The following is a 21,795-nucleotide window of genomic DNA, read 5'->3' on the forward strand; positions in this document are numbered from 1 at the left end:
CGGCGCTGCATCCGGTGGTTCACCGGGCGGCAGAACACGGTTGGAGCTGGCGTGGTGCCGGCTTGTCTTGTCTTTGGAAGGTGTGAGAGATGAATACACGCAAGTTCATGCTGGGTGCAGGCCTGGTTGCTTTCTTCGCCACCCTGGCGCCCCTGGCTGTGCAGGCGCAGGAGGCGGTGGCGCAAGAGGTGTGCAGCAACTGCTACCTGGAAGGCCTGTCGGCCGACACCAAGTTCGCCACTGGCCGCATGCTGGACAACTACGAGACCTTCCTGTGGTCGCACAAGACCGGCACCACCGAGCGCCTGGGACGCAGCGTGCTGGACGTGCTGGGCGTGTCTGGCGGCCATCCGGTGATCTCGGGCGACGGCAAGGTCGTCGCGTCGATGATCCTGTCGGACGACGGCACCTACGGCACCGCCGGCCGCTGGACCCGCAAAAAGGGCTGGTCCACGATCCAGCCGCTGCCGGCCGACGGTGCGGTGATGGACGCCACCGACAGCTCGGTCTGGTCCATCTCCGGGGACGGCAAGACCATCGGCGGCCTGTACTGGCTGACCAGCGGCAAGGCGCACGGTTTCTACACCGACGCCAGCGGCATGGTGGGCCTGCCCACCGACGGCGGCTCGTCGCGCATCAACGCCATCAACCAGGACGGCACCGTGCTGGTGGGCTGGGAGGAAAGCCCGACCAGTGGCACCTGGCGCACGCTGATCTGGTCGCATGGCAGCAAGACCGTGATGGGCGCCGCGGACGACCTGCCAGGCACCGCCGAAGCGGTCAACGCCGCCGGCACGATGGTGGCCGGCCAGAGCCTGGACACCAACACCTTCTTCAACTCGGCCGCGCTGTGGCACTGGAGCGAGAAGAAGCAGACCTGGAAGAGCGAGATCCTGGGCGTGTGCCCTGGCACCACGATGGGCGGCATGGCCAGCGCCGCCGCGTTGACCGATGACGGCAAGATCGTCACCGGCATGTGCCGGCTGTACTTCAGCCCCGTGTCCAGCGGTTTCATCTGGACCCAGAAAGCCGGCATGCAGACCGCCAAGGACTACCTGGCAGCGCGGGGCTACAGCAACAGCGCCTACGACATCATGCACGTGCCGCTGGTCTCGGCCGACGGCAAAGCCTTCGCGCTGTGGGAAAAGAAGAAGACCTCGCCGTACACCATCCGCGGCGTGATCGTGCGGCTGAAGAAAACGGCCTCCGAGTGAGCCTGTGAGGGTGGGGGAAGCCGCCGGTTTCGACGGAGGCCGGCCGCCTTCCCCAGTCTTTCAGCCCGCGACGTGCGCGAGCATCTCGTGCACATCGTGCGCCATGACGGCCAGGAAACCCGCCAGTGCCAGGTAGCAAAAGCCGTATTCCAGCTTCACCGCGGTGGACACGGCGTAGTAGCCATTGGCCTCGGCGCTGTTCGGGTCGTACTTCCAAGCCTTCCATGCCTGCGGCGCTGCGAGCAAGGCCATCAGGATGAGCAGCGGGCTCGGCCGCCACAGGAACAGCGCGACCAGCACCGGCACGCCCAGCAGCCAGATGCGCGGCGACAGCACCGCGGTGATGCGGCCGCCGTCGAACGGCGAGATCGGGATCAGGTTGAACAGGTTCAGGAAGAACCCGCTGTAGGCCACCGCCAGCAGCCAGTGCGTGTCGTGGCCGTCGCGAGCGAAGAAATACGCCACCAGCGCGCCCACCGTGCCCAGCAGCGGCCCGGCCAGGCCGACAAAGGCCTCGGTCTCGGCGTTGTGCGGCTGGTCCTTCAGTTCGACCCAGGCGCCGACGAAGGGAATGAAGGTCGGCAGGCCGACGTTCAAGCCCTTGTGCCGCGCGGCCCAGAAATGGCCCATCTCGTGCACGAACAGCAGCACCACAAAGCCGGCGGCATAGCGCCAGCCGTAGACCCAGGCATAAAGCACCAAGGACAGCAGCATCGTGCCGCCGGTGGCCAGCAGCTTGCCGAACTTCAGGCCTGAGAACAGCAGGAACAGCAGCTTGATCATGGTCGGCTCCGCCGTGGCTTCAGGCTGCAGGGCCCTTGTTGCGGCGGAAGAACTTCATGATGCCGCCACCAAAGGCCAGCGCGCCGATGAAGAACAGCTTGGCGAACTTGGCCACGAATGCAAATGCCAGCGCCAGCAGCCCCAGCTTCTTCGCGCCTACGCCCAGCACCAGCGCCGCCAGGCCGTATTCGGCCACCTTGTCGGTGCTGCTGTTGAAGTCTGTGTAGCGCTTGCCTTCGTTGAAGTCCAGCGCGCCCAGCAGGCGTTGCGCTTCGACCTTGTCGGTTGGCAGGGACTTCAGCGCGGTCACCAGGTTCAGGCTGATGTAGCCCTCGCGGCCCAGCGCATAGGTGTTGTAGTTGACGCCGGGTTCGTCGCCCGCCGGCGCATCCTTGCTGCGCGAGGCCATGGCCCAGACCAGGCGGTGCGTGCCCTCGTCGTACTTCGGCGGCTCGGCCCAGCCGGTGATCTCCATCGCCGGCACGCCCAGCTTCACACGCTCCTGGTTGCTGGCTTCGGTGCCTTCGCGGTAGGACTGCAGCAGCTCATCGGCCTTCCACTCCTTGGCGTCGCCGTCCTTCACGTAGCCCGAGGCCTCGTAGCGCAGCGTGGCAAACCAGTCGCCTTCGCCCTTGGGGAAGACCAGGCCTTGCAGGTCCGAGTATTCGCCCGGGTTGCCCATGGCCCGCATGACCCTGGCGGCTTGCGGCTGCGGAATGAAGACCTCGCCGGCAGGCAGGTGCAGCGTGGCCTGGCCGGCCAGCGCGATGTCCTGCGGGCCGGCCTTGGCGACGCCGCGGGCTTCGCTCCAGGCCTGGGCGGCCTCGGTCGCGCGGGCAGATTCGGCAGGCTTGTCCTGAGCATGGGCCGTAAAAGCCGCTGCCGACAGCAGCAGGGCAGGCAGCAGGCGCTGCCACGGCGTGGTGGTGGTGGTGTACATGGGTTCCTCCCTCTTGAAAAACTGGCTTTGCTGCCCGCTGCCATCGTGGGCGATGGTCGTTGCGGGCGGCCGGCGGTTCGAGCCGCCGGTCCTTGGATCTATCTCAGACGTTGAACAGGAAGTTCAGCACGTCGCCGTCCTTGACGACGTATTCCTTGCCTTCGGCCCGCATCTTGCCGGCGTCCTTCGAGCCTTGTTCGCCCTTGAACTTGACGTAGTCGTCATAGGCGATGGTCTGGGCGCGGATGAAGCCGCGTTCGAAGTCGGTGTGGATCACGCCTGCCGCCTGCGGCGCGGTGTCGCCGATGTGGATGGTCCAGGCGCGCACTTCCTTCACGCCGGCGGTGAAATAGGTCTGCAGGCCCAGCAGCTTGAACGCCGCGCGGATCAGCCGGTTCAGGCCCGGTTCGTCCTGGCCCATCTCGGCCAGGAACAGCGCGCGGTCCTCGTCTTCCATTTCCGACAGCTCCGCCTCGGTCTTGGCGCAGATCGCGACGACCGGGGCGTTCTGCTTGGCGGCGTATTCCTTCAGGCGGTCCAGGAAGGGGTTGTTCTCGAAGCCGGATTCATCCACGTTGCCGACGAACATCGCCGGCTTGGCGGTGATCAGGCACAGCGGCTTGACCAGCACCCACTCTTCCTTGCTGAAAGGAATGGCGCGCACCGGCTGGGCCTGGTCCAGCGCGGCCTGGCACTTCTCCAGGATCTTGACCAGTGCCGCGGCTTCCTTGTCGCCCGAGCGGGCGTTCTTGTTGTAGCGGTGCAGGCTCTTCTCGACCGTGCCCAGATCGGCCAGGCACAGCTCGGTCTGGATGACCTCGATGTCGGAGATCGGATCGACCTTGCCGTTGACGTGGATCACGTTCTCGTCTTCGAAGCAGCGCACCACGTTGACGATGGCGTCCGTCTCGCGGATGTGGCTGAGGAACTGGTTGCCCAGGCCTTCGCCCTTGCTGGCGCCGGCCACCAGGCCCGCAATGTCGACGAACTCGACGATGGCCGGCAGGATGCGCTCGGGCTTGACGATCTCGGCCAGCGCCTGCAGCCGTGGGTCCGGCAGCTCCACCACGCCCACATTGGGCTCGATGGTGCAGAAGGGGTAGTTCTCGGCAGCGATGCCGGCCTTGGTCAGGGCATTGAAAAGGGTGGACTTGCCAACATTGGGCAGGCCGACGATGCCGCACTTCAGGCTCATGGGGGACTTTCGGAGAGGGAGGGGAACAGGCCTGCTGGCGGCCAGATGGCGAAACAGCCCTTTTGGGGCCTGGGCAGGCTGCGGAATTTCCGTTCGTCGCTGAAAGAAAACCGTCGCGGCACTGTCAAGAAATGGATTTTAGGGCGTCCCTACAATGACGACATGACCGCTTTCGACGTGCGCATCCTGGGTTCCGGCATTGTCAGCCGTGCCATGGCGCTGACTTTGGCCCGCCAGGGCCTGCGCGTGGCGCTGCAGGCCAAACCGCCGGCAGAAGCCAGCGAGCGGCGTCCGGACGTGCGGGCTTATGCGCTGAACCCGGCTTCGGTCACGCTGCTGGAAGGCCTGCGGGCCTGGCAGGCGCTGCCGGAAGATGCCCGCAGCGCGGTGCTGGACATGCGGGTGCATGGCGACGCGCATGGCGCGGCCATCGAGTTTTCCGCCTGGCAGCAGGCGGTGCCGGCACTGGCCTGGATCGTTGACGCGGCAGCGCTGGAAGCGGTGCTGGAATCGGCCGCGAGCTTCGCGCCGCTGGTCACGCTGCAGCCCGAACCCGGCAATGCGCCGCTGACGCTGATCGCCGAAGGCAAGGCCTCGGTCGAACGGGAGCGGCGTGGCGTGGGTTTCGAGCGCCATGCCTACGGCCACCGCGCAATCGCGGCCCGGCTGGTAAGCGACCGGCCGCACGGCGGCACTGCGCTGCAGTGGTTCCGCAGCCCGGACATCCTGGCGCTGCTGCCTTTCGACCGGCCGCAGCCGCAACATGCCTACGGCCTGGTCTGGTCGCTGCCCGAGGCGCAGGCCCAGCAGTGGCTGGCCGCGCCGGTGGCCGAATTCGAAGCCGAGCTGAACCAGGCCACGGCCGGTGCCGCCGGCACGCTGAAGCTGGCCAGCGAACGCATGAGCTGGCCGCTGGCCATCGGCCAGGCGGAGGCCGTCACCGGCCCCGGATGGGCGCTGCTGGGCGATGCCGCTCACCAGGTGCACCCGCTGGCCGGCCAGGGCCTGAACCTGGGCCTGGCCGACGTGGCCGCGCTGGCGCAGGTGCTGGCCGAGCGCGAATCCTGGCGCGGCCTGGGCGACGCTGCGCTGCTGCGCCGCTACGCCCGCCGCCGTGGCCCGGCCCAATGGGCCATGGCGCGCGCCACCGATGGTTTGTGGAATTTGTTCACGCCCGATCACCCAGGGCTGCGGGAACTTCGCAACCGCGGCCTGAGTCTCGTCAACCAGCTGGCGCCGGTGAAGCGCTGGCTCGCCAGCCACGCGCTGGATGTCTGAAGCCCACCAGGACCTGAAATGACTTCCTTCTCTCGCGCGGCCACTGCCGCATTGCTGGGCGCGCTGTCGCTGGCCTTCGCCGGCACCACGCTGGCCGATGAAGCCGCGATCCGCAAGACCCTGGCCGACCGCATGCCCGGCCTGCCCAAGATCGACGAGGTCAGCAAGACCTCGATGCCCGGGCTGTGGGAAGTGCGCATGGGCACCGACGTGGTCTACAGCGATGACACCGGCAACTACATCATCGAGGGCTCGCTGTTCGAGACCAAGACCAAGAGCGACCTGACCAAGGCCCGCATCGACAAGCTGACCGCGATCGACTTCGACCAGCTGCCGGTCAAGGACGCGCTGGTGGTGAAGCAGGGCACCGGCGCGCGCAAGATCGCCGTCTTTGCCGACCCGAACTGCGGCTACTGCAAGCGCCTGGAAAAGGACTTGCTGACGCTGAAGGACGTGACGATCTACACCTACGTCATTCCCATCCTGGGTGGTGACTCGCCTGCGAAGTCGCGTGACATCTGGTGTGCCAAGGATTCGATGAAGACCTGGCGCAACTGGATGATCGACGGCGCGCAGCCGCCGAAGTCGATTGGCGAGTGCGATTCCACCGCCATCAGCCGCAATTCCGAGCTGGCGCGCAAATACAAGGTCAACGGCACGCCGGCCATCGTCTTCGAAGACGGCACCCGTTCGCCGGGCGCGATGCCGGCAGCGGCCATCGAGAAGCAACTGGGCGCCCAGAAGGTCAGCAGCAGCAAGGGCTGAGCACCGGCCCGGAAACCTGGCCAAAGGAAGCGGTGGGAAGCCTGTCTTTTTCCCGCTTCTGTGTTGCGCAGCAGCCGCTGCGGCAGCTTGACATGCGGTCACAATGGCGGTTCATGAGCCTCCTGTCCGCCTCCGGTCCTGCCCACCCCACCTTGCCTGAGGCGGCCGAGCCGCCGCCGCGGGCCCGCTGGCTTGCCTACCTGGGCTTGCTGCCGTTTTTCCTCGGTGCGCTGGTGATCTGGAACCTGCAAGGCGAGGACCGGGACCGGCTGGCCCTGGTCCTGGCCAGCTACGCTGGGGTCATCGTGGCCTTCCTCGGCGGCATTCACTGGGGCCTGGCAATGCGTGTCGATCCTCAGGGGCCGCGCAGTTTCGGCTGGGCGGTGGTGCCGCCCATCGTTGCCGGTGTCGGCATGGCGATGCCGGCTGCGGCCGGGCTGGCCTTGTTGGGGCTGGCGCTGGTGGTCTGCTACCTGGTTGACCGCCGCTTGTACCCCGCAGGCGGCATGGCCCACTGGCTGACGCTGCGTTTTCGCCTGAGCATGCTCGCAGCGCTGTGCTGCTTCCTCGGTGCCGCTGGCGCCTGAGCTTCGGCGGACCCTCCGTCAGACACCCACTGAACGATGATTGCCTACCGCATTGACGTGGCCGACGCGGCCACGCACCGTTTTCGCGTCACGCTCAGCGTGCCGGCACCCGAAGCCGAAACCACGCTGAGCCTGCCGGTGTGGATCCCGGGCAGCTACATGGTGCGCGAGTTCGGCCGCCACCTGAGCCAGCTGCAAGCCACGCAGGGCAAGCAGCCGGTGGTGCTGGAGCAACTGGACAAGACCACCTGGCGCGCCGCCTGCAAGGGCCGCGGCACGCTCACCGTGCAGTACGAGGCCTATGCCTTCGACACGTCCGTGCGCACCGCCTACCTGGACGACAGCCGCGGCTTCTTCAACGCCACCAGCCTGTGCCTTCGCGTGCACGGCCAGGAAGCGCAGCCGCACCAGGTGCAGATCGGCACGCTGCCCAAGGGCTGGGATGTGGCAACGGCCATGCCCGTGGCCGAAGGCAAGCGCAGCTACCTGAGCGCCGACTACGACGAGCTGGTCGACCACCCGTTCGAGCTGGGCACGTTCTGGCGCGGCGAGTTCGAGACGAATGGCGCGCGGCACGAGTTTGTCGTCTCCGGTGCCTGGCCGGGCTTCGACGGCGAGCGCCTGCTGGCCGACACCAAGCGCATCTGCTCCACCCAGATCAGCTTCTGGCACGGCAAGAAGAAGCCGCCGTTCAAGCACTACGTGTTCATGCTGAACGCGGTGGAGGACGGCTATGGCGGCCTGGAGCACCGCGCCAGCACCGCCCTCATTGCCAACCGCCGCGACCTGCCGCGCGCCGGCATGGAAGGACTGCCGGACGGCTACCTGACGCTGCTGGGCCTGATCAGCCACGAGTATTTCCACACCTGGAACGTCAAGCGCCTGAAGCCGCGCGAGTTCCTGCACTACGACTACACGCAGGAAAACTACACCCAGCTGCTGTGGCTGTTCGAGGGCTTCACCTCCTACTACGACGACCTGATGCTGGTGCGTGCCGGCATCCTGGACGCGCCGCGCTACCTGAAGCTGCTGGCCCGCACCGTCAACGGTGTGGGCGCGTCGCCAGGCCGCCAGGTGCAGAGCGTGGCCCAGTCCAGCTTCGATGCCTGGGTCAAGTACTACCGCAGCGACGAGAACACGCCGAACTCGACCATCAGCTACTACACCAAGGGCTCGCTGATCGCCTTGCTGCTGGACCTGCGCTTGCGCGCCAACGGCAAGACCACGCTGGACGACTTGATGCGCCACCTGTGGACGCAGCACCTGGCCAGTGGCGTCACAGAAGAAGCCGTGTTCGCCGCGGTCACCGAGCTGGACAGCGCCGCATTGGCCGACGAACTGCGCAGCTGGGTGCATGGCCGTGGCGAGCTGCCGCTGTTGGCTGCCCTGGCCGCGGCTGGCGTCGGCCAGGGCAGTGAAGCCGCAGGCTGGGCGCCGTCGTTCGGGCTCAAGCTCAGCGAAGGGCCCATCACCGGCGTGCAGGTCAAGGGCGTGCTGGCCGGCAGCGCCGCCGCCGCGGCAGGCCTGTCGGCGGGCGACGAACTGCTGGCCATCGACGGCTGGCGCATTCGCCGCTTCGACGACGCGCGCTCGTGGGTCGCCCCGGGCGCTGCGATGCAGCTGACGTTGGTGCGTGGCCAGCGCCTGCGCGAGCTGACGCTGAAACCCGCGGCCACGCCGCTGGTCGCGCCGCTCACGCTGTCGCTGGTCGACAAGCCCGAGGCCGCAGCGCTGGCCCTGCGCCAGGCCTGGCTGGGCCGCTGAGCGCGGCCTCGGCGCAAGATGCAGGCGGGCAAGGTGGCCTCATCGGCTGCCGGCCACCTGCCGATGGCCAGTGAACAGGTGAACACCAGGTGACGTCCGCCAAGCCTTCGCGGCGGCGCCGAGCGGCGCTGTGCGTGCTGGTGCCTGCCGTGCTGGGGCTGCATTTGTGGCTGGCCAACGGGGTGTTGCGGGACCGACTGGGCGAAGGTGCGTCTGACAGGTCGCCTGCGGCCATCGAGGTGGCCTTTGTCAAGACGCTAGCGCCCAGCCTGCCGCCGGTGGCCGTGGCGCCGCCGCCCGCACCGCGCCCTCGGCCCAAGCCCGCCGCCGCCGTGCCGCGGCCTGCCGCGTCCGCCCCCGAGCCCGAAACCGCGCGGGCCGATCCGGCCATGGCGCCGGACCTGCCGGACGTCGGCGCGTCGCAGCCGGAGCTGGCGGCGGCTGAAGCGCCACCGGTGGTCGCCGAGGCGGCCTCCGCGGCCGGCGAGCCTGCGTCCGCGCCCGTGGTGGTCAGCGCCGCTTCCGCCGCCTCGGCGCCGGAGGCTTTCGACTGGCCGCCGTCGACCCGGCTGAGCTATCACCTGACGCTGTCCAACTACAGCGTGCGGCCCATCTACGGCAGCGCCCGGGTCGAATGGCTGCGCCAGGCCGAGCACTACCAGGTGCGGGTGGTTGCCAAGGTGCCGGGGCTGGTCGAGCGCCGCCTGCTCAGCGACGGGTTGCTAGGCCCCGAAGGCCTGGTGCCACAACGCTTCGACCAGGAAACCGAGGCGCTGATGATGTCCACCCGGCGCGAAACCGTGCTGTTCCGCAACGGTCGCGTGGAGTTCACCAACGGCAAGACCGCGGCCGTCGTGCCTGGCTTGCAGGACTCGTCCAGCCAGTTCGTGCAGACCTCCTGGTGGTTCCTGACCCACCCCGAGCTGCTCAAGCCCGGCCAGGTGCTGGAGGTGCCGCTGGCGCTGACGCGGCGCCTGGGCGTCTGGCGCTACATCGTGCAGCCACCAGAGATCCTGCAACTACCGATGGGCCCGGTGCAGGCCTACATGCTCAAGCCCGAGTTGGCGAACCGCAAGGCCAACGAGCTGCTGATCACGATGTGGATCGCGCCCAGCCTGCAGTACCTGCCGGTCAAGGTGACGATGCAGCAGGACCCGAACATCGTGCTCGACATGGTGCTCGAAGGTTCGCCGCTGCAGTCGAAATGACGCACCCTGTCCTGCGGGTACGCAGGCCCACCCGCCGAGCGGGTTGCGCGGTCCGCTTGGGGCGGCCCGGCGCTGGACCGCGGCGCGCTGCACGCATGGCGATCACGTAAGCCTCGCTCAATTCCTTTGGCTTCGGCTAGCCTTGTGTTTTTCGAGTAAGAGCCAGGAGACCCTGATGGACTACGAATGCATCATGACCGAGGTGCGCGGCGAGAGCGCGCTGAAGACCGGGCTGATCACGCTGAACCGGCCCAAGCAGATGAATGCGCTGAACGACCGGCTCATGGACGAACTGGGCGCGGCGCTGCTGGCCTTCGACGCCGATGACGGCATTGGCTGCATCATCGTCACCGGCAGCGAAAAGGCATTTGCCGCCGGTGCCGACATTGCCGCGATGGCCACGCTGGGCCACATGGACGCCTGGAAGGCCGGTTACATCTCGCGCAACTGGGAAACCATCCGCCAGGTGAAGAAGCCGGTGATTGCCGCGGTGGCCGGCTTTGCGCTGGGCGGTGGCTGCGAGGTGGCGATGATGTGCGACATCGTGCTTGCGGCCGACAACGCCAAATTCGGCCAGCCCGAGATCAAGCTGGGCATCGTGCCGGGGGCTGGCGGCACCCAGCGCCTGCCGCGCGCGGTCGGCAAGGCCAAGGCCATGGACATGCTGCTGACCGGCCGCATGATGGGCGCCGAGGAAGCCGAGCGGGCCGGCCTGGTTTCGCGCATCGTGCCGCTTGCCGGCCTGCTGGACGAGGCCTTTGCCACGGCAGAGCTGATCAACGCGCTGGGCGCGCCCAGCATCGCGCTGACCAAGGAGCTGGTCAACGAAGCCTTCGAGAGCGGCCTGTCCTCGGGCGTGAAGGCCGAACGCCGGGTGTTCCATTCGCTGTTTGGCACCGAGGACCAGCGCGAGGGCATGGACGCCTTCCTGGCCAAGCGCAAGCCCGCGTTCAAGCACCGTTGAGGTGCGCTGGTGGGGGTTGGGAAGGCGGGCCAGGAAATGCTGCAATTCGGCAGCTTAATCCTGCTGGGGTGAGGCCGATAAGGACTCATCATCAGACTGAGATCTGGAACATCGCCATGCAGGTCGACGCAGCCCACGCCGCCATCCCTTCCCCGTGTCCCCAAGCCTCGCGCCTGCCGGTCGCCGCCGAGCTTCGCCAGGTCAGCCGCGAAATGCCTGACGCTTGCGAGCGGCTGGAATATGTCGGCAAGATGACAGAGAAGGCCGCCAACAAGGTGCTGGCCTCCATCGACGCCGCCAAGCCGGCCTGCGAGCAACTGGTCAAGCGGGGCGAAGACCTGGCCGCGGTGATGCGCCGCCAGGCCGACCAACCCGAGATGACCATCGAAAAGGCGCGGGCCTTGATGCGCATGTGTGCCGACTACGTCGACAACACCACCAAGTTCGCCCGTCAGCAGAACGACTGCCTGACCGACATCATGATGGCCCAGGATTTCCAGGACTTGTCCGGCCAGGTCATCAAGAAGGTCACCGACATCCTGCTGCGTGCCGAGGCCGAACTGCGCCACATCGTCGAAGACGAACTGCCCAGCGGCTGGAGCGAGGCAGACATCGTGCAGCCCGAGCTGGCAGGCGTGCAAACGCCGGACCGCGCGATGCAGCAGGACGACGTCGACGCGCTGCTGGCGGCGATGGATTTCTGAACGAGGCGCCCCGTCAGGGCTTCTTCGTCACGGTTGCAGCCAGCAAGGCTCGGCACCTGCCGAGAACTGGGCGCGCCGGTGGCCGCCGGGTGCCAGGCCCAACCAGTCCAGCTTGCGGACCTCGCCCATCACCATCGCAAAGTATTCACGGTTGCTGAGCGCGGGTGCCTGCAGCGCTGCGCTGGCCGCCAGAGCGGCCGGGTCCATCGCGGTGGGCAAGTCCTGCGGCGCCAGCGTGGTACCAGGGGCGCGCTGTGACAGGTAGTCCAGTGCGGCAGGCGTCAGCTTCAGCTGGGCCCAGCGCGAAGAGGCAGCCAGGCCTTCCTCCTGCACCTCGCAATTCAACGTCAACCGCAGTTGCCAGGCCAGGCGCGGGCACCACATCAGCAGCACCGCTTGCGGCTGGTGACGCAGGTGAGTCACCTTGGGTGCGCGAGCATCGGTGAAGAAGCACAGCCGGCGCATCGCGGGGTCCACCTCGCGCAGCACCACGTTGCGCGCATCCGGCAGGCCGTCCGGCCCGACGGTGGCCAGCGCGGCAATGCGCCAGCCATGGCCCTTGGTCGCCGCCGCCAGGCTGAGTTCCTGCCACAGCCTCTCTTCCAGCGCGGCCAGGCCGTCCGGGCCTTGCCATGCGGCCTCTTCCGCCAGCAGCGGGGTGGCAATGTCGGCGTTGTGGTTCATCGGTCCTTACCCAGGTCTACTGCAAAAGGCAAAAGCACTGAATGCAGACTCGAAAACGCCGCCGCGCGTTCCCTTCTTGCGCTTTCTTAACCTTCGCGGCGCAGCGCGGGGAAGAGGATCACGTCGCGGATGCTGGGCGAATCGGTCAGCAGCATCATCAGGCGGTCGATGCCGATGCCGCAGCCACCCGTCGGCGGCATGCCGTATTCCAGCGCGCGGATGAAGTCCGCGTCATAGAACATGGCTTCTTCGTCGCCCGCGTCCTTGTTGGCCACTTGCGACTGGAAGCGTGCGGCCTGGTCCTCGGCGTCGTTCAGTTCGGAGAAACCATTGGCGTATTCGCGGCCGGTGATGAACAACTCGAAACGTTCGGTGATGGCTGGGTTGGCATCCGAGGCGCGCGCCAGCGGGCTCACCTCGACCGGATAGTCGATGATGAAGGTCGGCTGCCAGAGCTTTTCTTCGACCGCGGCCTCGAACAGGCCGAACTGCAATGCGCTGAGGCCCCAATGCTTGGGCGGCTCTTCGCCCAGGCTCTTGAGCTTGGCATGCACCGCCTCGGCCGAGTCGGCTTCTGCTTCCGTCAGCCCGGCGTGGGCAACCAAGGAGTCCCGCACTGACAGGCGGGCAAACGGCAGGTCCAGGTGCACTTCCTTGCCGGCGTAGGTCACGCGGGCCGAGCCGGTGGCCTGCTCGGCCGCATGGCGCAGCACGCCTTCGGTGAAGTCCATCAGGTCGTGGTGGTTCCAGAAGGCCGCGTAGAACTCCATCATCGTGAATTCGGGGTTGTGCCGAACCGAGATGCCTTCATTGCGGAAGCTGCGGTTGATCTCGAACACCCGCTCGAAGCCGCCGACGATCAGGCGCTTCAGGTACAGCTCGGGGGCAATGCGCAGGAACATTTCCTGGTCCAGCGCGTTGTGGTGCGTCACGAAAGGCCGGGCGTTCGCGCCACCCGGGATCGGATGCAGCATCGGCGTTTCGACTTCCATGAACTGGTTGGCCACCATGAACTGGCGGATCGAGCTCAGGGCCTTGCTGCGCGCGGCGAAGCGGTTGCGCGCCTTTTCGTCGGTGATCAGGTCGACATAGCGCTGGCGGTACTTCTGCTCCTGGTCGGCCATGCCGTAGAAGTCGCTGGGCAGCGGCCGCAGGCTCTTGGTCAGCATGCGGATGGACGTGGCCTTGACCGACAGCTCGCCGGTCTTGGTCTTGAACAGCGTGCCTTCGCAGGCCAGGATGTCGCCCAGGTCCCACTGCTTGAAGGCGGCCAGCACTTCGGGGCCGACGGCGTCCTGCGTGATGTAGAACTGGATGCGGCCGGTGGCGTCCTGCACCGTGGCGAAACAGGCCTTGCCCATCACGCGCTTGAGCATCATGCGGCCCGCCACGCTGACCTTCACCGCCTGCGGCTCCAGCGCCTCGTTGGCCAGGCTGTCGTAGGCCTCGTGCAGCGCGGCGGCACGGTGCTCGGGCTTGAAGTCGTTCGGGAACACGGCCGTGCCGGCGGCCTTGGCCTGCGTGCGCATCCCCGCCAGTTTCTCGCGGCGTTCGGCGATCAGCTGGTTGTCATCGGGCGGCACGGGAGGCTGGGTGTCGTGGCTCATGGCACAGGGCAGGCAGGCGAGGGCGCAGGGTGCGTCTCGCGGGGGAACAACAGGATCGGTGGCGGGGCTTCAAGCCGGGGCGCCACCGGAAGAACCCGCGATTTTAAGCGGCCGGCACCGGGGCGTCGCAGCGCCCGGTCCTAAAATCACTCGCTTTGACACGCCTGGGCGCCGCTTCGGCCACTTTCCTCATGCATCGCAAACTTGCCGTGGTCGGTCTGGGCTATGTGGGCCTGCCGGTGGCCGTGGCCTTCGGCCGCAGCCATCACGTGGTCGGCTTCGACATCCAGGTCAGCCGCGTGGCCGAGCTGAAGGCCGGCCATGACCGCACTGGTGAAGTTACGCCCGAGGCCCTGCGCGCCGCGGACATCCGCTACACAGCCGACATCGCCGACCTGCGCGCCACGGACTTCTTCATCGTCGCCGTGCCCACCCCGGTGGACAAGGCCAACAAGCCGGACCTGTCGCCGCTGATCTCGGCCTCGAAAAGCGTCGGCCAGGCGCTGAAGAAGGGCGACATCGTCGTCTACGAGTCCACCGTGTACCCTGGCGCCACCGAGGAAGACTGCGTGCCGGTGCTGGAGCAGGTCTCCGGCCTGAAGCACGGCGTGGACTTCTTCTGCGGCTACAGCCCAGAGCGCATCAACCCCGGCGACCGCGAGCACCGCTTCGAGACCATCAAGAAGGTGGTTTCGGGCTGCGACGCCGCCACGCTGGACGTTGTTGCCGAGGTCTACGCGTCCGTCGTCACCGCTGGCGTGCACCGCGCGCCCAGCATCAAGGTGGCCGAGGCCGCCAAGGTGATCGAGAACACCCAGCGCGACCTGAACATCGCACTGATGAACGAGCTTTCGGTGCTGTTCGCCCGCATGGGGATAGACACCGCCGAGGTGCTGGCCGCGGCAGGCAGCAAGTGGAACTTCCTGCCCTTCCGGCCCGGCCTGGTGGGCGGCCACTGCATTGGCGTGGACCCGTATTACCTGACCTACAAGGCCGAGCAGCACGGCTACATCCCGCAAGTCATCCTGGCGGGCCGCCGCATCAATGACAACATGGGCCGCTACGTCGCGCGCAACACCGTCAAGCTGATGCTGCAAAAGGGCATGGACGTGCCGCGCTGCCGCGTGGGTGTGCTGGGCATCACCTTCAAGGAAAACTGCCCGGACATCCGCAACTCCAAGGTTGTGGACCTCGTGCGCGAGCTGCGGGACCACGGCACCACGGTGGTCGTGATGGACTCCTGGGCCGACGCCGCCGAGGTGCAGCACGAATGCGGCTTCGCGCTGGCCGAGCCGGCGACCGAGGCGCCATTCGACGCGCTGGTTGTCGCCGTGGCGCACCGCGAATACCGCGCGCTGACCGTGCCGCAGTTGCGCGCGATGCTGCGCGGCGATCAGCCAGTGCTGGCCGACGTGAAAGCCCTGTTCCCGCGCGACGAACTGGCCGCCGCCGGCGTCAGCGTCTTCCGCCTATAGAGGTTGACAGTCTCTCGACCATGCCCGCTCGTCACGCCATAACGCGCCCGCTCGGCGTTGCAAATGCTCGCCATAGCGCGAGCTATGGCTGTGCTTTGCGCCTTGATCGGACACGTTCTGGCGCACCGCTCGGACACGTCCGAGAAACTCTCAACCTCTTGCCATGACCCAGAAAAACTTCGCCCTGATCGGCGCCGCCGGCTACATCGCGCCGCGCCACATGCGGGCCATCAAGGACCTGGACCAGACGCTGGCCGTGGCCTACGACATCAACGACTCGGTCGGCATCATCGACAGCCTGCACCCGCAGGCCGAGTTCTTCACCGAGTTCGAGTGTTTCCTGGAACATGCGAACCAGCGCAAGCGCACGCCGGCTGAGGCGCTGGACTTTGTGGCCGTCTGCAGCCCCAACCACCTGCACCATCCGCACATCGCCGCCGGCCTGCGCCTGGGTGCCGACGTGATCTGCGAAAAGCCGCTGGTGCCTACCGTGGCGCTGCTGGATGAGCTGGAGCGTGTCGAGGCCGAGACCGGCAAGCGTGTCTTCAACATCCTGCAGCTGCGCCACCACGACGCGATCCTGAAGCTGCGCGACAAGGTCGCCGCTGCCCCCAAGGACACCAAGTTCGACGTCGAGCTCACCTACATCACCTCGCGCGGCAAGTGGTACGCGCAGAGCTGGAAGGGCGACCCGCGCAGGAGCTTCGGCGTGGCGACCAACATCGGCGTGCACTTCTTCGACATGCTGCACTTCATCTTCGGCAACCTGCAGCAGAGCACGGTGCACCTGAACGAGGACGCTCGCGCCGCTGGCTTCCTGGAGTACGAACGGGCGCGGGTGCGCTGGTTCCTGTCGATTGACTCGAACGACCTGCCGTTAGAAGTCCAGGGCAAGAAGACCACCTTCCGCAACATCGACATCTCCGGCGAGCAGCTCGAATTCTCCGAAGGCTTCACCGACCTGCACACCGTGAGCTACCGCGAGATCCTCGCCGGCCGCGGCTACGGGCTGGCCGATGCGCGGCATTGCATCGAGACGGTGGCGGCGATCCGCACGGCGAGCCCGGCCGCGCTGGGCGCGGATGCGCATCCGTTCCTGCACAAGGATTGAGTTGGATTCTTCATGCGTTGCCTGATCACATTGCTCCTTGCCGCCATGTTCCCTCTTCTTTCAAATGCAGCGGACCTGCAGGCAGGTCAGGTTTGGACATACAAGACACGAGCCGGCGAAGCCTCTTCAACCCTCACCGTTCTGAAGGTTGAGCAGTACAACGATCTGGGCCGGGTCGTTCACATTCGAGTCGACGGAATTCACATGACGAATCCTGTCAAAGGAAACGTCGTGACCGATATCCCGCATTTGCCGTTCAAGGATTTGGCGCTGCAAGGCAGTGTCGTCAAGCAGCTTCGCAAGCTTTCCTCCTTGCCGGATTTTCAGGAAGGCTACGACACCTGGAAGAAGGCATATCTCGCTGGACAGGCCGGGGCGTTTGAGACGCCAGTGAGCACCACGCTTGATGCCATGCTCGGTGCGAAATGGGAGGAGAAGAAGTGAATGGGCCTCTTCTATCGACAGGCAAGTCATTGGTCGTGACCGATCTCCGACCATGAGTGACGCTGCCTGGCACCACCCCAGCGCCATCGTGGACGACGGCGCCACCATCGGTGCCGGCACCAAGGTCTGGCACTTCAGTCACGTCTGCGCTGGTGCGCGCATTGGCGAGAACTGCTCGCTGGGCCAGAACGTGTTCGTGGCCAACGACGTGAGCATCGGCCACGGCGTGAAGGTCCAGAACAACGTGTCGGTCTATGACGCGGTGACGCTGGAAGACGATGTGTTCGTCGGCCCCAGCGTGGTTTTCACCAACGTCTTCAACCCGCGCGCCGCGGTGCCGCGCAAGGCCGAGTACCGGCGCACCCTCGTCAGGCGCGGCACCTCGCTGGGCGCGAACAGCACGCTGGTCTGTGGCGTGACGGTGGGTGAATTCGCCTTTGTCGGCGCTGGTGCGGTTGTCACCAAGGACGTACCGGCGTTTGCACTGGTGACCGGCGTGCCGGCCAAGCAGACCGGCTGGATCAGCCGCCATGGCGAGAAGCTGGCGCTGCCAGTGCGCGCGGTGGATGGCGCCGAGGCCGTATGCCCGGCCAGCGGCGAGCGCTACCGGCTGGTGGGCGGTGCGTTGGCGCTGGTCGAAGGCGGCTGATCAGTCCAACTCGGCCAGCCGGCGCTTGAGCCGCTGCTGCCAGTCTGCGTCTTTCTCGGCGGCGATCAGCCGCTTCAGGATCTCGACCTGGGCCACGTCCAGCGCCTTCTTTTCAGAGACCTCAATGTCCGGCTTCACGCCCACACCTTCCCAGTCGGTGTGCGTGACCGGGCTCACGCTGAGTCCGGCCGGCACGTTCATCATGAAGTGCGCGGTCAGCCGGCGCCGGTCGCCAGGGTGGGCGCCACCACCGGTCACTTCGCCGACCAGCGTCGCGCGGCCGGTGTCCTTCAGCGCCATCGCGAAATCCTCGCCGGCCGAGAAGGTGTCCTCGCTGGTCAGCAGGTAGACCGGGCGCGACTGGCCGTAGCGCTTGCCGGGCACCTGCGCGGTGGTCCAGCGCGCATCGGTGCGGTGGTTGTCCCGCGGCCAGACGATGTCGTTCAGGTGCGTGGGCTGGTCGAACAGGTAGCTGGCCAGCAGCATCACGCTGTCCGGGTCGCCGCCTTCGTTGTGGCGCAAGTCGATGATCAGCGCCTGCGTGTCGGCCAGCAGCGTCATCGCGGCATCGATCCGGCCGGCGACGAATTCCGGCCGGCCGAACTGGCGCAGGTCCAGGTAGCCGATGTTGCCGCGCAGCCGGCTCAAGCCGGCAAAGCCGAAGTTGAAGCGCTGCCATTCGACGAGGTCCCTGGCCTGGTCTTCCTGCGTCTGGTCCTGGCCCGTGTCTTCGGAAATGGCCTTCTCGAAGTAGCGCACCTCCAGGTGCTTGTCGTGCAGTTGTTGCTGCATGGCCTCGGTCAAGGTTTCGGCCAGCTTTTGGGCGCTGGTGATGCGGTCGAAATCGCCTTGCTGCAGGCGTGCCTGCAGCGCCTGCGCCAGCTGCTTCGCCTTGGCCTCGTCCACATAGTGACGCTGCATCTGTGCGCTCAGCTGCGTGACGACGTCCTGCCGCATCGTCGCGTCCAGTCGCATGTCTTTTTGCGGCGGTCCGGTTTGGGCCATGCCCTGCTGCCAGGCCAGGCCGGCGCCGGCCGCGGCCAGCAATACCGCGACTGCGGCCGTCAACTTCTTGGTCCTCGATTGCATTGCGCTGCTCCAGTTGAGACCGCGTGATGGCGGTCGACAACAGGAGCTTCGCGGCCGAGTGTGGAGAAACTATGGAGATGAGGGCGCGGGCAGTGCGGCAGGCGGCGCTGGCAGTTCGACCCGGTAACCCAGCCCGTAGACCGACTGCACCACGTCGGCCTCGGGCCAGTGCACGGCGATCTTTCGGCGCAGGTTCTTCACGTGGCTGTCGATGGCGCGGTCGGTCACGTCCAGCGCGTCTCCGCGGATCAGGTCCAGCAACTGCGCACGCGACCAGATGGCGCCCGGCCGCCGCGCCATCGCCGCGAACAAGGCGTATTCGGTGGGTGTGAGCTGCAGCGACTGCGAGCGGATCGTCACGCTGCGGGTCTCGTCGCTGACGATCCAGGCCGGCTCCGGCTCCGGCGCTGCCGTCACGGGCAGCCTGCGCCGCAGCACGGCCTTGATGCGCGCCACCAATTCGCGCGGACTGAAGGGCTTGCAGAGGTAGTCGTCGGCGCCCACGTCCAGCCCATGCAGCCGGTCGATCTCCTCGACACGCGCGGTGACCATGATGATGGGCACGTCCGAGCGTTCGCGCACCGCCTTGCACAGCGACAGGCCGTCCATGCCGGGCAGCATCAGGTCCAGCACGATCAGGTCCGGCATCTGCTGCTGCACGCGGGCCCAGGCCTCGCGGCCATCGGTCAGCACCTGGGCCTGGTGGCCTGCGGCGGTGATGTAGTCGGCCACGATGGCCGCCAGGTCCGCTTCGTCTTCCGCGACGAGGATGCTCGCCATTCAACAACTCTCCAGCGGCAACACAATGCGGGCCCGCAATCCGCCCAAGGGCGACGAGCTGAACAGTAGCCGGCCGCCATTGGCTTCAATGATCTGCCGGCTCAGCGCCAGCCCCAGTCCTGCGCCGCCGGTGCGCCGGTCACGCGAGGCTTCGACCCGGAAAAAACGCTCGCCCAGCCGCGGCAGCTCGGCTGCCGGCACGTCGGGCGCGCTGTCGTCGATGTCCAGTTGCAAGGCCTGGTCCTGCACCTGGCCGTGGACCTCGATGCTGCCCCCGCGCTCGGTGTAGCGCACGCAATTTTCCAGCAGATTGCCCAGCACCTGGCGCAGTCGCTCCGGATCGCAGCGGACTCTGCTGGCTGCGGGTGCCATGCCTGCGCGTGACTGCAGGCCAGCTTCCGAGAACCGCGGTGCAAAGGCTCGCAGGACTTCGACGGCCAGCGGCCAGGCATCCATCGGCACAGGTGCGTTGGCCAGCCGACCGACGTCTGCCCTGGCCAGATCATGCAACTCGTCGACCAGCCGGGCCAGTGCCAGCACCTGTCGGTGCATCAGCGCCAGGTGCTCGGGGGTCGCGTGGCGCACGCCGTCCTGCAGTGCCTCCAGCTGGCTGCGCAAGACGGCCAGCGGCGTGCGCAGCTCGTGCGAAGTGTTGGCCACCCACTGGCGGCGGCTGTCCTCGGCCGCCGCCAGCTGCGCGGCGAGTTGGTTGAAGCTGCGTGCGAGCTCGCCCAGCTCGTCCTGGCGGCTGTCGACCAGCCGCGCATCGAAATGTCCGGCGCCCAGCTGTCGTGCGCCGTCGACCAGTTGCCGCACCGGCCGTCGGAAATTGGCCGCCAGCGCAGCAGCTGCAAGCGCTGCCAGCAAAAGGCTGATGCCCCCGAGCACGGCCAGCGGGCGCTGCTGCTGGACCAGGAAGGCGACCGCCAGGTTGTCGGCCGGGTTCTCGGCGCGGGCCAGCAGCAGCGAGCCGACCTTGGCGCCATCGACCATGACGGGGCGCTCGATGGTGTCGATGGACGCGACGACGATCAGGCCGCGATGCGCCTTCACACCGGCCAGCAGTTGCCGCTGCGCATTCAGCAGGCCCAGGCGCTCACCGAGCGTGGCGGGGGCCAGCGTGTCGCGCAGCCAGGCCTGGCGCTGGGCCGCGTCGGCTGGCAGGAAGGACCAGTCGCGGTGCTGGCTGAAACGTTCGGCCAATGTGCGTGCCAGCAGGTCCAATGCAGCCCGGTCTGGCGCAGACGACGCTTGGGCCCCGCCCGACAGGCTCCAGCGCACCAGACCCACCCCTGCAGCGCCCACCACGAGGAAGGCGGCCAGGATGGACGCGAACAGGCGCTGCCCGATCGAGAGCTTCAGGTGGGTGGACACGGGGCGAGGCGGTGCGCGAGCTGCGTTGAAAAGGGTCGCATCATCGCGGGCCTTGGCTTGTCCGACAATCCGCCCATGCAATTCACCGACCTGCAGGCCCAGTATGCGGCGCTGAAAACCGAGATCAACGCCCGCATGCAGCGTGTGCTGGACCATGGCCAGTACATCATGGGCCCCGAGGTGGCCGAGCTGGAAACGGCACTCGCGGCGCGCACGGGGGTGCGCCATTGCATCACGGTGGCCAGTGGCACCGAGGCGCTGCTGATCGCGCTGATGACGCTGGATCTGAAGCCCGGCGACGAGGTCGTCACCACGCCGTTCACCTTTGCCGCGACGGCCGAGGTCATCGTGTTGCTGGGCGGCGTGCCGGTGTTCGTGGATGTGGAGCCGGACACCGGGCTGATCGACGCAGCACGCATCGAGGCGGCCATCACGCTGCGCACCCGCGCGCTGATGCCCGTCAGCCTCTACGGCCAGGTGGCCGACATGGCGGCGATCCAGGCCGTCGCCAACAAGCATGGCCTTTCGGTGATCGAAGACGCCGCGCAAAGCCTGGGCGCGACCTTCGGCGGCCACCAGTCCTGCGGCCTGTCCACCTGGGGTGCGACCAGCTTCTTCCCCAGCAAGCCGCTGGGCTGCTATGGCGATGGTGGCGCGCTGTTCACCAACGACGACGCGCTGGCCCAGGCCGCGCGCGAGATCCGCGTGCACGGGCAGAGCGCCCGCTACACGCACACCCGCCTGGGCGTGGGCGGCCGCATGGACACGCTGCAATGCGCCGTGCTGCTGGCCAAGCTGCCGCGCTTCGAGTGGGAGCTGCAGCGGCGCGCGGCGCTGGGCCAGCGTTACCGTGAAGCGCTGGCGGGCCTGCACCTGGACCTGCTGGCGATGCGCTTCGGGCGAACCTGCGTCTGGGGCCAGTTCACCGTGATGGTGGACAGTCGCGACGAGGTCGTGGCCTCGCTGAAAGCCGCCGGCATTCCAACCGCCGTGCACTACCCACGCCCACTGCACCGCCAGCCGGCCTACGAGCGCTTCGCCGCGGCCTGCCCGGTCAGCGAACAGCTGGCTGCGCGCGTGCTGAGCCTGCCGATGAGCGCCGATCTGACCGAGGTCGACCAGGACCGCGTGATCGCGGCGCTGGCGGCTGCTGTGGGCCAGCGCGCCTGATTCGGCCTGG

General features: G+C 67.2%; 21 protein-coding genes. 13 read left to right on the forward strand and 8 right to left on the reverse strand.

Annotation, left to right across the window (positions count from 1 at the left end):
- Positions 1–89: 89 nt before the first annotated feature.
- A complete protein-coding gene (locus LRH25_RS14440) occupies positions 90–1,214 on the forward strand; it encodes a hypothetical protein (protein WP_141289295.1) in 1,125 nt (374 codons plus the stop codon).
- 60 nt (positions 1,215–1,274) lie between these two features.
- On the opposite strand, the gene LRH25_RS14445 is transcribed toward LRH25_RS14440, so the two are convergent.
- The 3 genes from LRH25_RS14445 to ychF all read right to left on the reverse strand — a co-directional run bounded on the left by LRH25_RS14445 (position 1,275) and on the right by ychF (position 4,132).
- Positions 1,275–1,997: a site-2 protease family protein gene (locus LRH25_RS14445; protein ID WP_141289296.1), complete on the reverse strand. Its 723-nt coding sequence runs from the start codon at positions 1,995–1,997 to the stop codon at positions 1,275–1,277.
- Positions 1,998–2,016: 19 nt separating this feature from the next.
- The gene (locus tag LRH25_RS14450; RefSeq protein WP_231011452.1) at positions 2,017–2,937 is read right to left on the reverse strand and encodes a DUF2167 domain-containing protein; all 921 of its coding nucleotides are present in this window, start codon (positions 2,935–2,937) and stop codon (positions 2,017–2,019) included.
- A gap of 103 nt (positions 2,938–3,040) precedes the next feature.
- Positions 3,041–4,132 (reverse strand): redox-regulated ATPase YchF, encoded by a 1,092-nt coding sequence (gene ychF / locus LRH25_RS14455; RefSeq protein WP_141289297.1) that lies wholly within the window; start codon positions 4,130–4,132, stop codon positions 3,041–3,043.
- Positions 4,133–4,294: 162 nt separating this feature from the next.
- Between ychF and LRH25_RS14460 the strand changes: the two genes are divergently transcribed.
- The 7 genes from LRH25_RS14460 to LRH25_RS14490 all read left to right on the forward strand — a co-directional run bounded on the left by LRH25_RS14460 (position 4,295) and on the right by LRH25_RS14490 (position 11,402).
- A complete protein-coding gene (locus LRH25_RS14460; protein WP_231011454.1) occupies positions 4,295–5,410 on the forward strand; it encodes an FAD-dependent monooxygenase in 1,116 nt (371 codons plus the stop codon).
- Positions 5,411–5,428: 18 nt separating this feature from the next.
- Positions 5,429–6,175, forward strand: a complete 747-nt coding sequence (locus tag LRH25_RS14465) for a DsbC family protein (RefSeq protein WP_141290716.1) — start codon at positions 5,429–5,431, stop codon at positions 6,173–6,175.
- A 113-nt stretch (positions 6,176–6,288) separates the two neighbouring features.
- Positions 6,289–6,762 carry a DUF3429 domain-containing protein gene (locus LRH25_RS14470; protein ID WP_141290714.1) on the forward strand — a complete coding sequence of 158 codons (474 nt, stop codon included), beginning with the start codon at positions 6,289–6,291 and terminating at the stop codon, positions 6,760–6,762.
- A gap of 36 nt (positions 6,763–6,798) precedes the next feature.
- Positions 6,799–8,526 carry a M61 family metallopeptidase gene (locus tag LRH25_RS14475; RefSeq protein WP_231011455.1) on the forward strand — a complete coding sequence of 576 codons (1,728 nt, stop codon included), beginning with the start codon at positions 6,799–6,801 and terminating at the stop codon, positions 8,524–8,526.
- 89 nt (positions 8,527–8,615) lie between these two features.
- The gene (locus LRH25_RS14480; protein WP_231011457.1) at positions 8,616–9,734 is read left to right on the forward strand and encodes a DUF3108 domain-containing protein; all 1,119 of its coding nucleotides are present in this window, start codon (positions 8,616–8,618) and stop codon (positions 9,732–9,734) included.
- Between the two features lie 175 nt (positions 9,735–9,909).
- Complete coding sequence (locus LRH25_RS14485; protein WP_141287012.1) at positions 9,910–10,698, forward strand: enoyl-CoA hydratase; 789 nt, start codon at positions 9,910–9,912, stop codon at positions 10,696–10,698.
- A gap of 116 nt (positions 10,699–10,814) precedes the next feature.
- Complete coding sequence (locus LRH25_RS14490; protein ID WP_141287014.1) at positions 10,815–11,402, forward strand: protein phosphatase CheZ; 588 nt, start codon at positions 10,815–10,817, stop codon at positions 11,400–11,402.
- Positions 11,403–11,429: 27 nt separating this feature from the next.
- On the opposite strand, the gene LRH25_RS14495 is transcribed toward LRH25_RS14490, so the two are convergent.
- Together LRH25_RS14495 and lysS are read right to left on the reverse strand one after the other, a co-directional pair.
- Complete coding sequence (locus LRH25_RS14495) at positions 11,430–12,086, reverse strand: pyridoxamine 5'-phosphate oxidase family protein (protein ID WP_141287016.1); 657 nt, start codon at positions 12,084–12,086, stop codon at positions 11,430–11,432.
- Positions 12,087–12,172: 86 nt separating this feature from the next.
- Positions 12,173–13,693 (reverse strand): lysine--tRNA ligase, encoded by a 1,521-nt coding sequence (lysS, locus tag LRH25_RS14500; protein ID WP_141287018.1) that lies wholly within the window; start codon positions 13,691–13,693, stop codon positions 12,173–12,175.
- Between the two features lie 191 nt (positions 13,694–13,884).
- Here lysS and LRH25_RS14505 point away from each other — a divergent pair, with 191 nt between their 5' ends.
- From LRH25_RS14505 to LRH25_RS14520, 4 genes are all read left to right on the forward strand, one after another.
- Complete coding sequence (locus tag LRH25_RS14505; RefSeq protein ID WP_141287020.1) at positions 13,885–15,168, forward strand: nucleotide sugar dehydrogenase; 1,284 nt, start codon at positions 13,885–13,887, stop codon at positions 15,166–15,168.
- 163 nt (positions 15,169–15,331) lie between these two features.
- A complete protein-coding gene (locus tag LRH25_RS14510) occupies positions 15,332–16,279 on the forward strand; it encodes a Gfo/Idh/MocA family protein (RefSeq protein WP_141287022.1) in 948 nt (315 codons plus the stop codon).
- 12 nt (positions 16,280–16,291) lie between these two features.
- On the forward strand, positions 16,292–16,723 hold the full coding sequence (locus tag LRH25_RS14515; RefSeq protein ID WP_141287024.1) for a hypothetical protein: 432 nt from the start codon (positions 16,292–16,294) through the stop codon (positions 16,721–16,723).
- A gap of 52 nt (positions 16,724–16,775) precedes the next feature.
- Positions 16,776–17,372 (forward strand): acyltransferase, encoded by a 597-nt coding sequence (locus tag LRH25_RS14520; protein WP_141287026.1) that lies wholly within the window; start codon positions 16,776–16,778, stop codon positions 17,370–17,372.
- Here LRH25_RS14520 and LRH25_RS14525 read toward each other — a convergent pair whose 3' ends face one another.
- From LRH25_RS14525 to LRH25_RS14535, 3 genes are all read right to left on the reverse strand, one after another.
- Positions 17,373–18,461, reverse strand: coding sequence for a S41 family peptidase (locus LRH25_RS14525; protein WP_141287028.1), 1,089 nt, complete (start codon positions 18,459–18,461; stop codon positions 17,373–17,375).
- A 69-nt stretch (positions 18,462–18,530) separates the two neighbouring features.
- The gene (locus LRH25_RS14530) at positions 18,531–19,241 is read right to left on the reverse strand and encodes a response regulator (protein WP_141287030.1); all 711 of its coding nucleotides are present in this window, start codon (positions 19,239–19,241) and stop codon (positions 18,531–18,533) included.
- Positions 19,242–20,615 (reverse strand): ATP-binding protein, encoded by a 1,374-nt coding sequence (locus LRH25_RS14535; protein WP_170200815.1) that lies wholly within the window; start codon positions 20,613–20,615, stop codon positions 19,242–19,244.
- A 75-nt stretch (positions 20,616–20,690) separates the two neighbouring features.
- On the opposite strand from LRH25_RS14535, the gene LRH25_RS14540 reads away from it, so the two are divergent.
- A complete protein-coding gene (locus LRH25_RS14540) occupies positions 20,691–21,785 on the forward strand; it encodes a DegT/DnrJ/EryC1/StrS family aminotransferase (RefSeq protein ID WP_231011458.1) in 1,095 nt (364 codons plus the stop codon).
- Positions 21,786–21,795: the final 10 nt, after the last annotated feature.

Origin of the sequence: Ideonella azotifigens, from assembly GCF_021043325.1 — a bacterium.
Taxonomy (GTDB): Bacteria; Pseudomonadota; Gammaproteobacteria; order Burkholderiales; family Burkholderiaceae_C; genus Ideonella; species Ideonella azotifigens.

Coding starts and splice junctions, on each gene's coding strand:
- LRH25_RS14440 (WP_141289295.1), top strand. CDS start 90: ATGAATACACGCAAGTTCATGCTGGGTGCAGGCCTGGTTGCTTTCTTC.
- LRH25_RS14445 (WP_141289296.1), bottom strand. CDS start 1,997: ATGATCAAGCTGCTGTTCCTGCTGTTCTCAGGCCTGAAGTTCGGCAAG.
- LRH25_RS14450 (WP_231011452.1), bottom strand. CDS start 2,937: ATGTACACCACCACCACCACGCCGTGGCAGCGCCTGCTGCCTGCCCTG.
- ychF (WP_141289297.1), bottom strand. CDS start 4,132: ATGAGCCTGAAGTGCGGCATCGTCGGCCTGCCCAATGTTGGCAAGTCC.
- LRH25_RS14460 (WP_231011454.1), top strand. CDS start 4,295: ATGACCGCTTTCGACGTGCGCATCCTGGGTTCCGGCATTGTCAGCCGT.
- LRH25_RS14465 (WP_141290716.1), top strand. CDS start 5,429: ATGACTTCCTTCTCTCGCGCGGCCACTGCCGCATTGCTGGGCGCGCTG.
- LRH25_RS14470 (WP_141290714.1), top strand. CDS start 6,289: ATGAGCCTCCTGTCCGCCTCCGGTCCTGCCCACCCCACCTTGCCTGAG.
- LRH25_RS14475 (WP_231011455.1), top strand. CDS start 6,799: ATGATTGCCTACCGCATTGACGTGGCCGACGCGGCCACGCACCGTTTT.
- LRH25_RS14485 (WP_141287012.1), top strand. CDS start 9,910: ATGGACTACGAATGCATCATGACCGAGGTGCGCGGCGAGAGCGCGCTG.
- LRH25_RS14490 (WP_141287014.1), top strand. CDS start 10,815: ATGCAGGTCGACGCAGCCCACGCCGCCATCCCTTCCCCGTGTCCCCAA.
- LRH25_RS14495 (WP_141287016.1), bottom strand. CDS start 12,086: ATGAACCACAACGCCGACATTGCCACCCCGCTGCTGGCGGAAGAGGCC.
- lysS (WP_141287018.1), bottom strand. CDS start 13,693: ATGAGCCACGACACCCAGCCTCCCGTGCCGCCCGATGACAACCAGCTG.
- LRH25_RS14505 (WP_141287020.1), top strand. CDS start 13,885: ATGCATCGCAAACTTGCCGTGGTCGGTCTGGGCTATGTGGGCCTGCCG.
- LRH25_RS14510 (WP_141287022.1), top strand. CDS start 15,332: ATGACCCAGAAAAACTTCGCCCTGATCGGCGCCGCCGGCTACATCGCG.
- LRH25_RS14515 (WP_141287024.1), top strand. CDS start 16,292: ATGCGTTGCCTGATCACATTGCTCCTTGCCGCCATGTTCCCTCTTCTT.
- LRH25_RS14520 (WP_141287026.1), top strand. CDS start 16,776: ATGAGTGACGCTGCCTGGCACCACCCCAGCGCCATCGTGGACGACGGC.
- LRH25_RS14525 (WP_141287028.1), bottom strand. CDS start 18,461: ATGCAATCGAGGACCAAGAAGTTGACGGCCGCAGTCGCGGTATTGCTG.
- LRH25_RS14530 (WP_141287030.1), bottom strand. CDS start 19,241: ATGGCGAGCATCCTCGTCGCGGAAGACGAAGCGGACCTGGCGGCCATC.
- LRH25_RS14540 (WP_231011458.1), top strand. CDS start 20,691: ATGCAATTCACCGACCTGCAGGCCCAGTATGCGGCGCTGAAAACCGAG.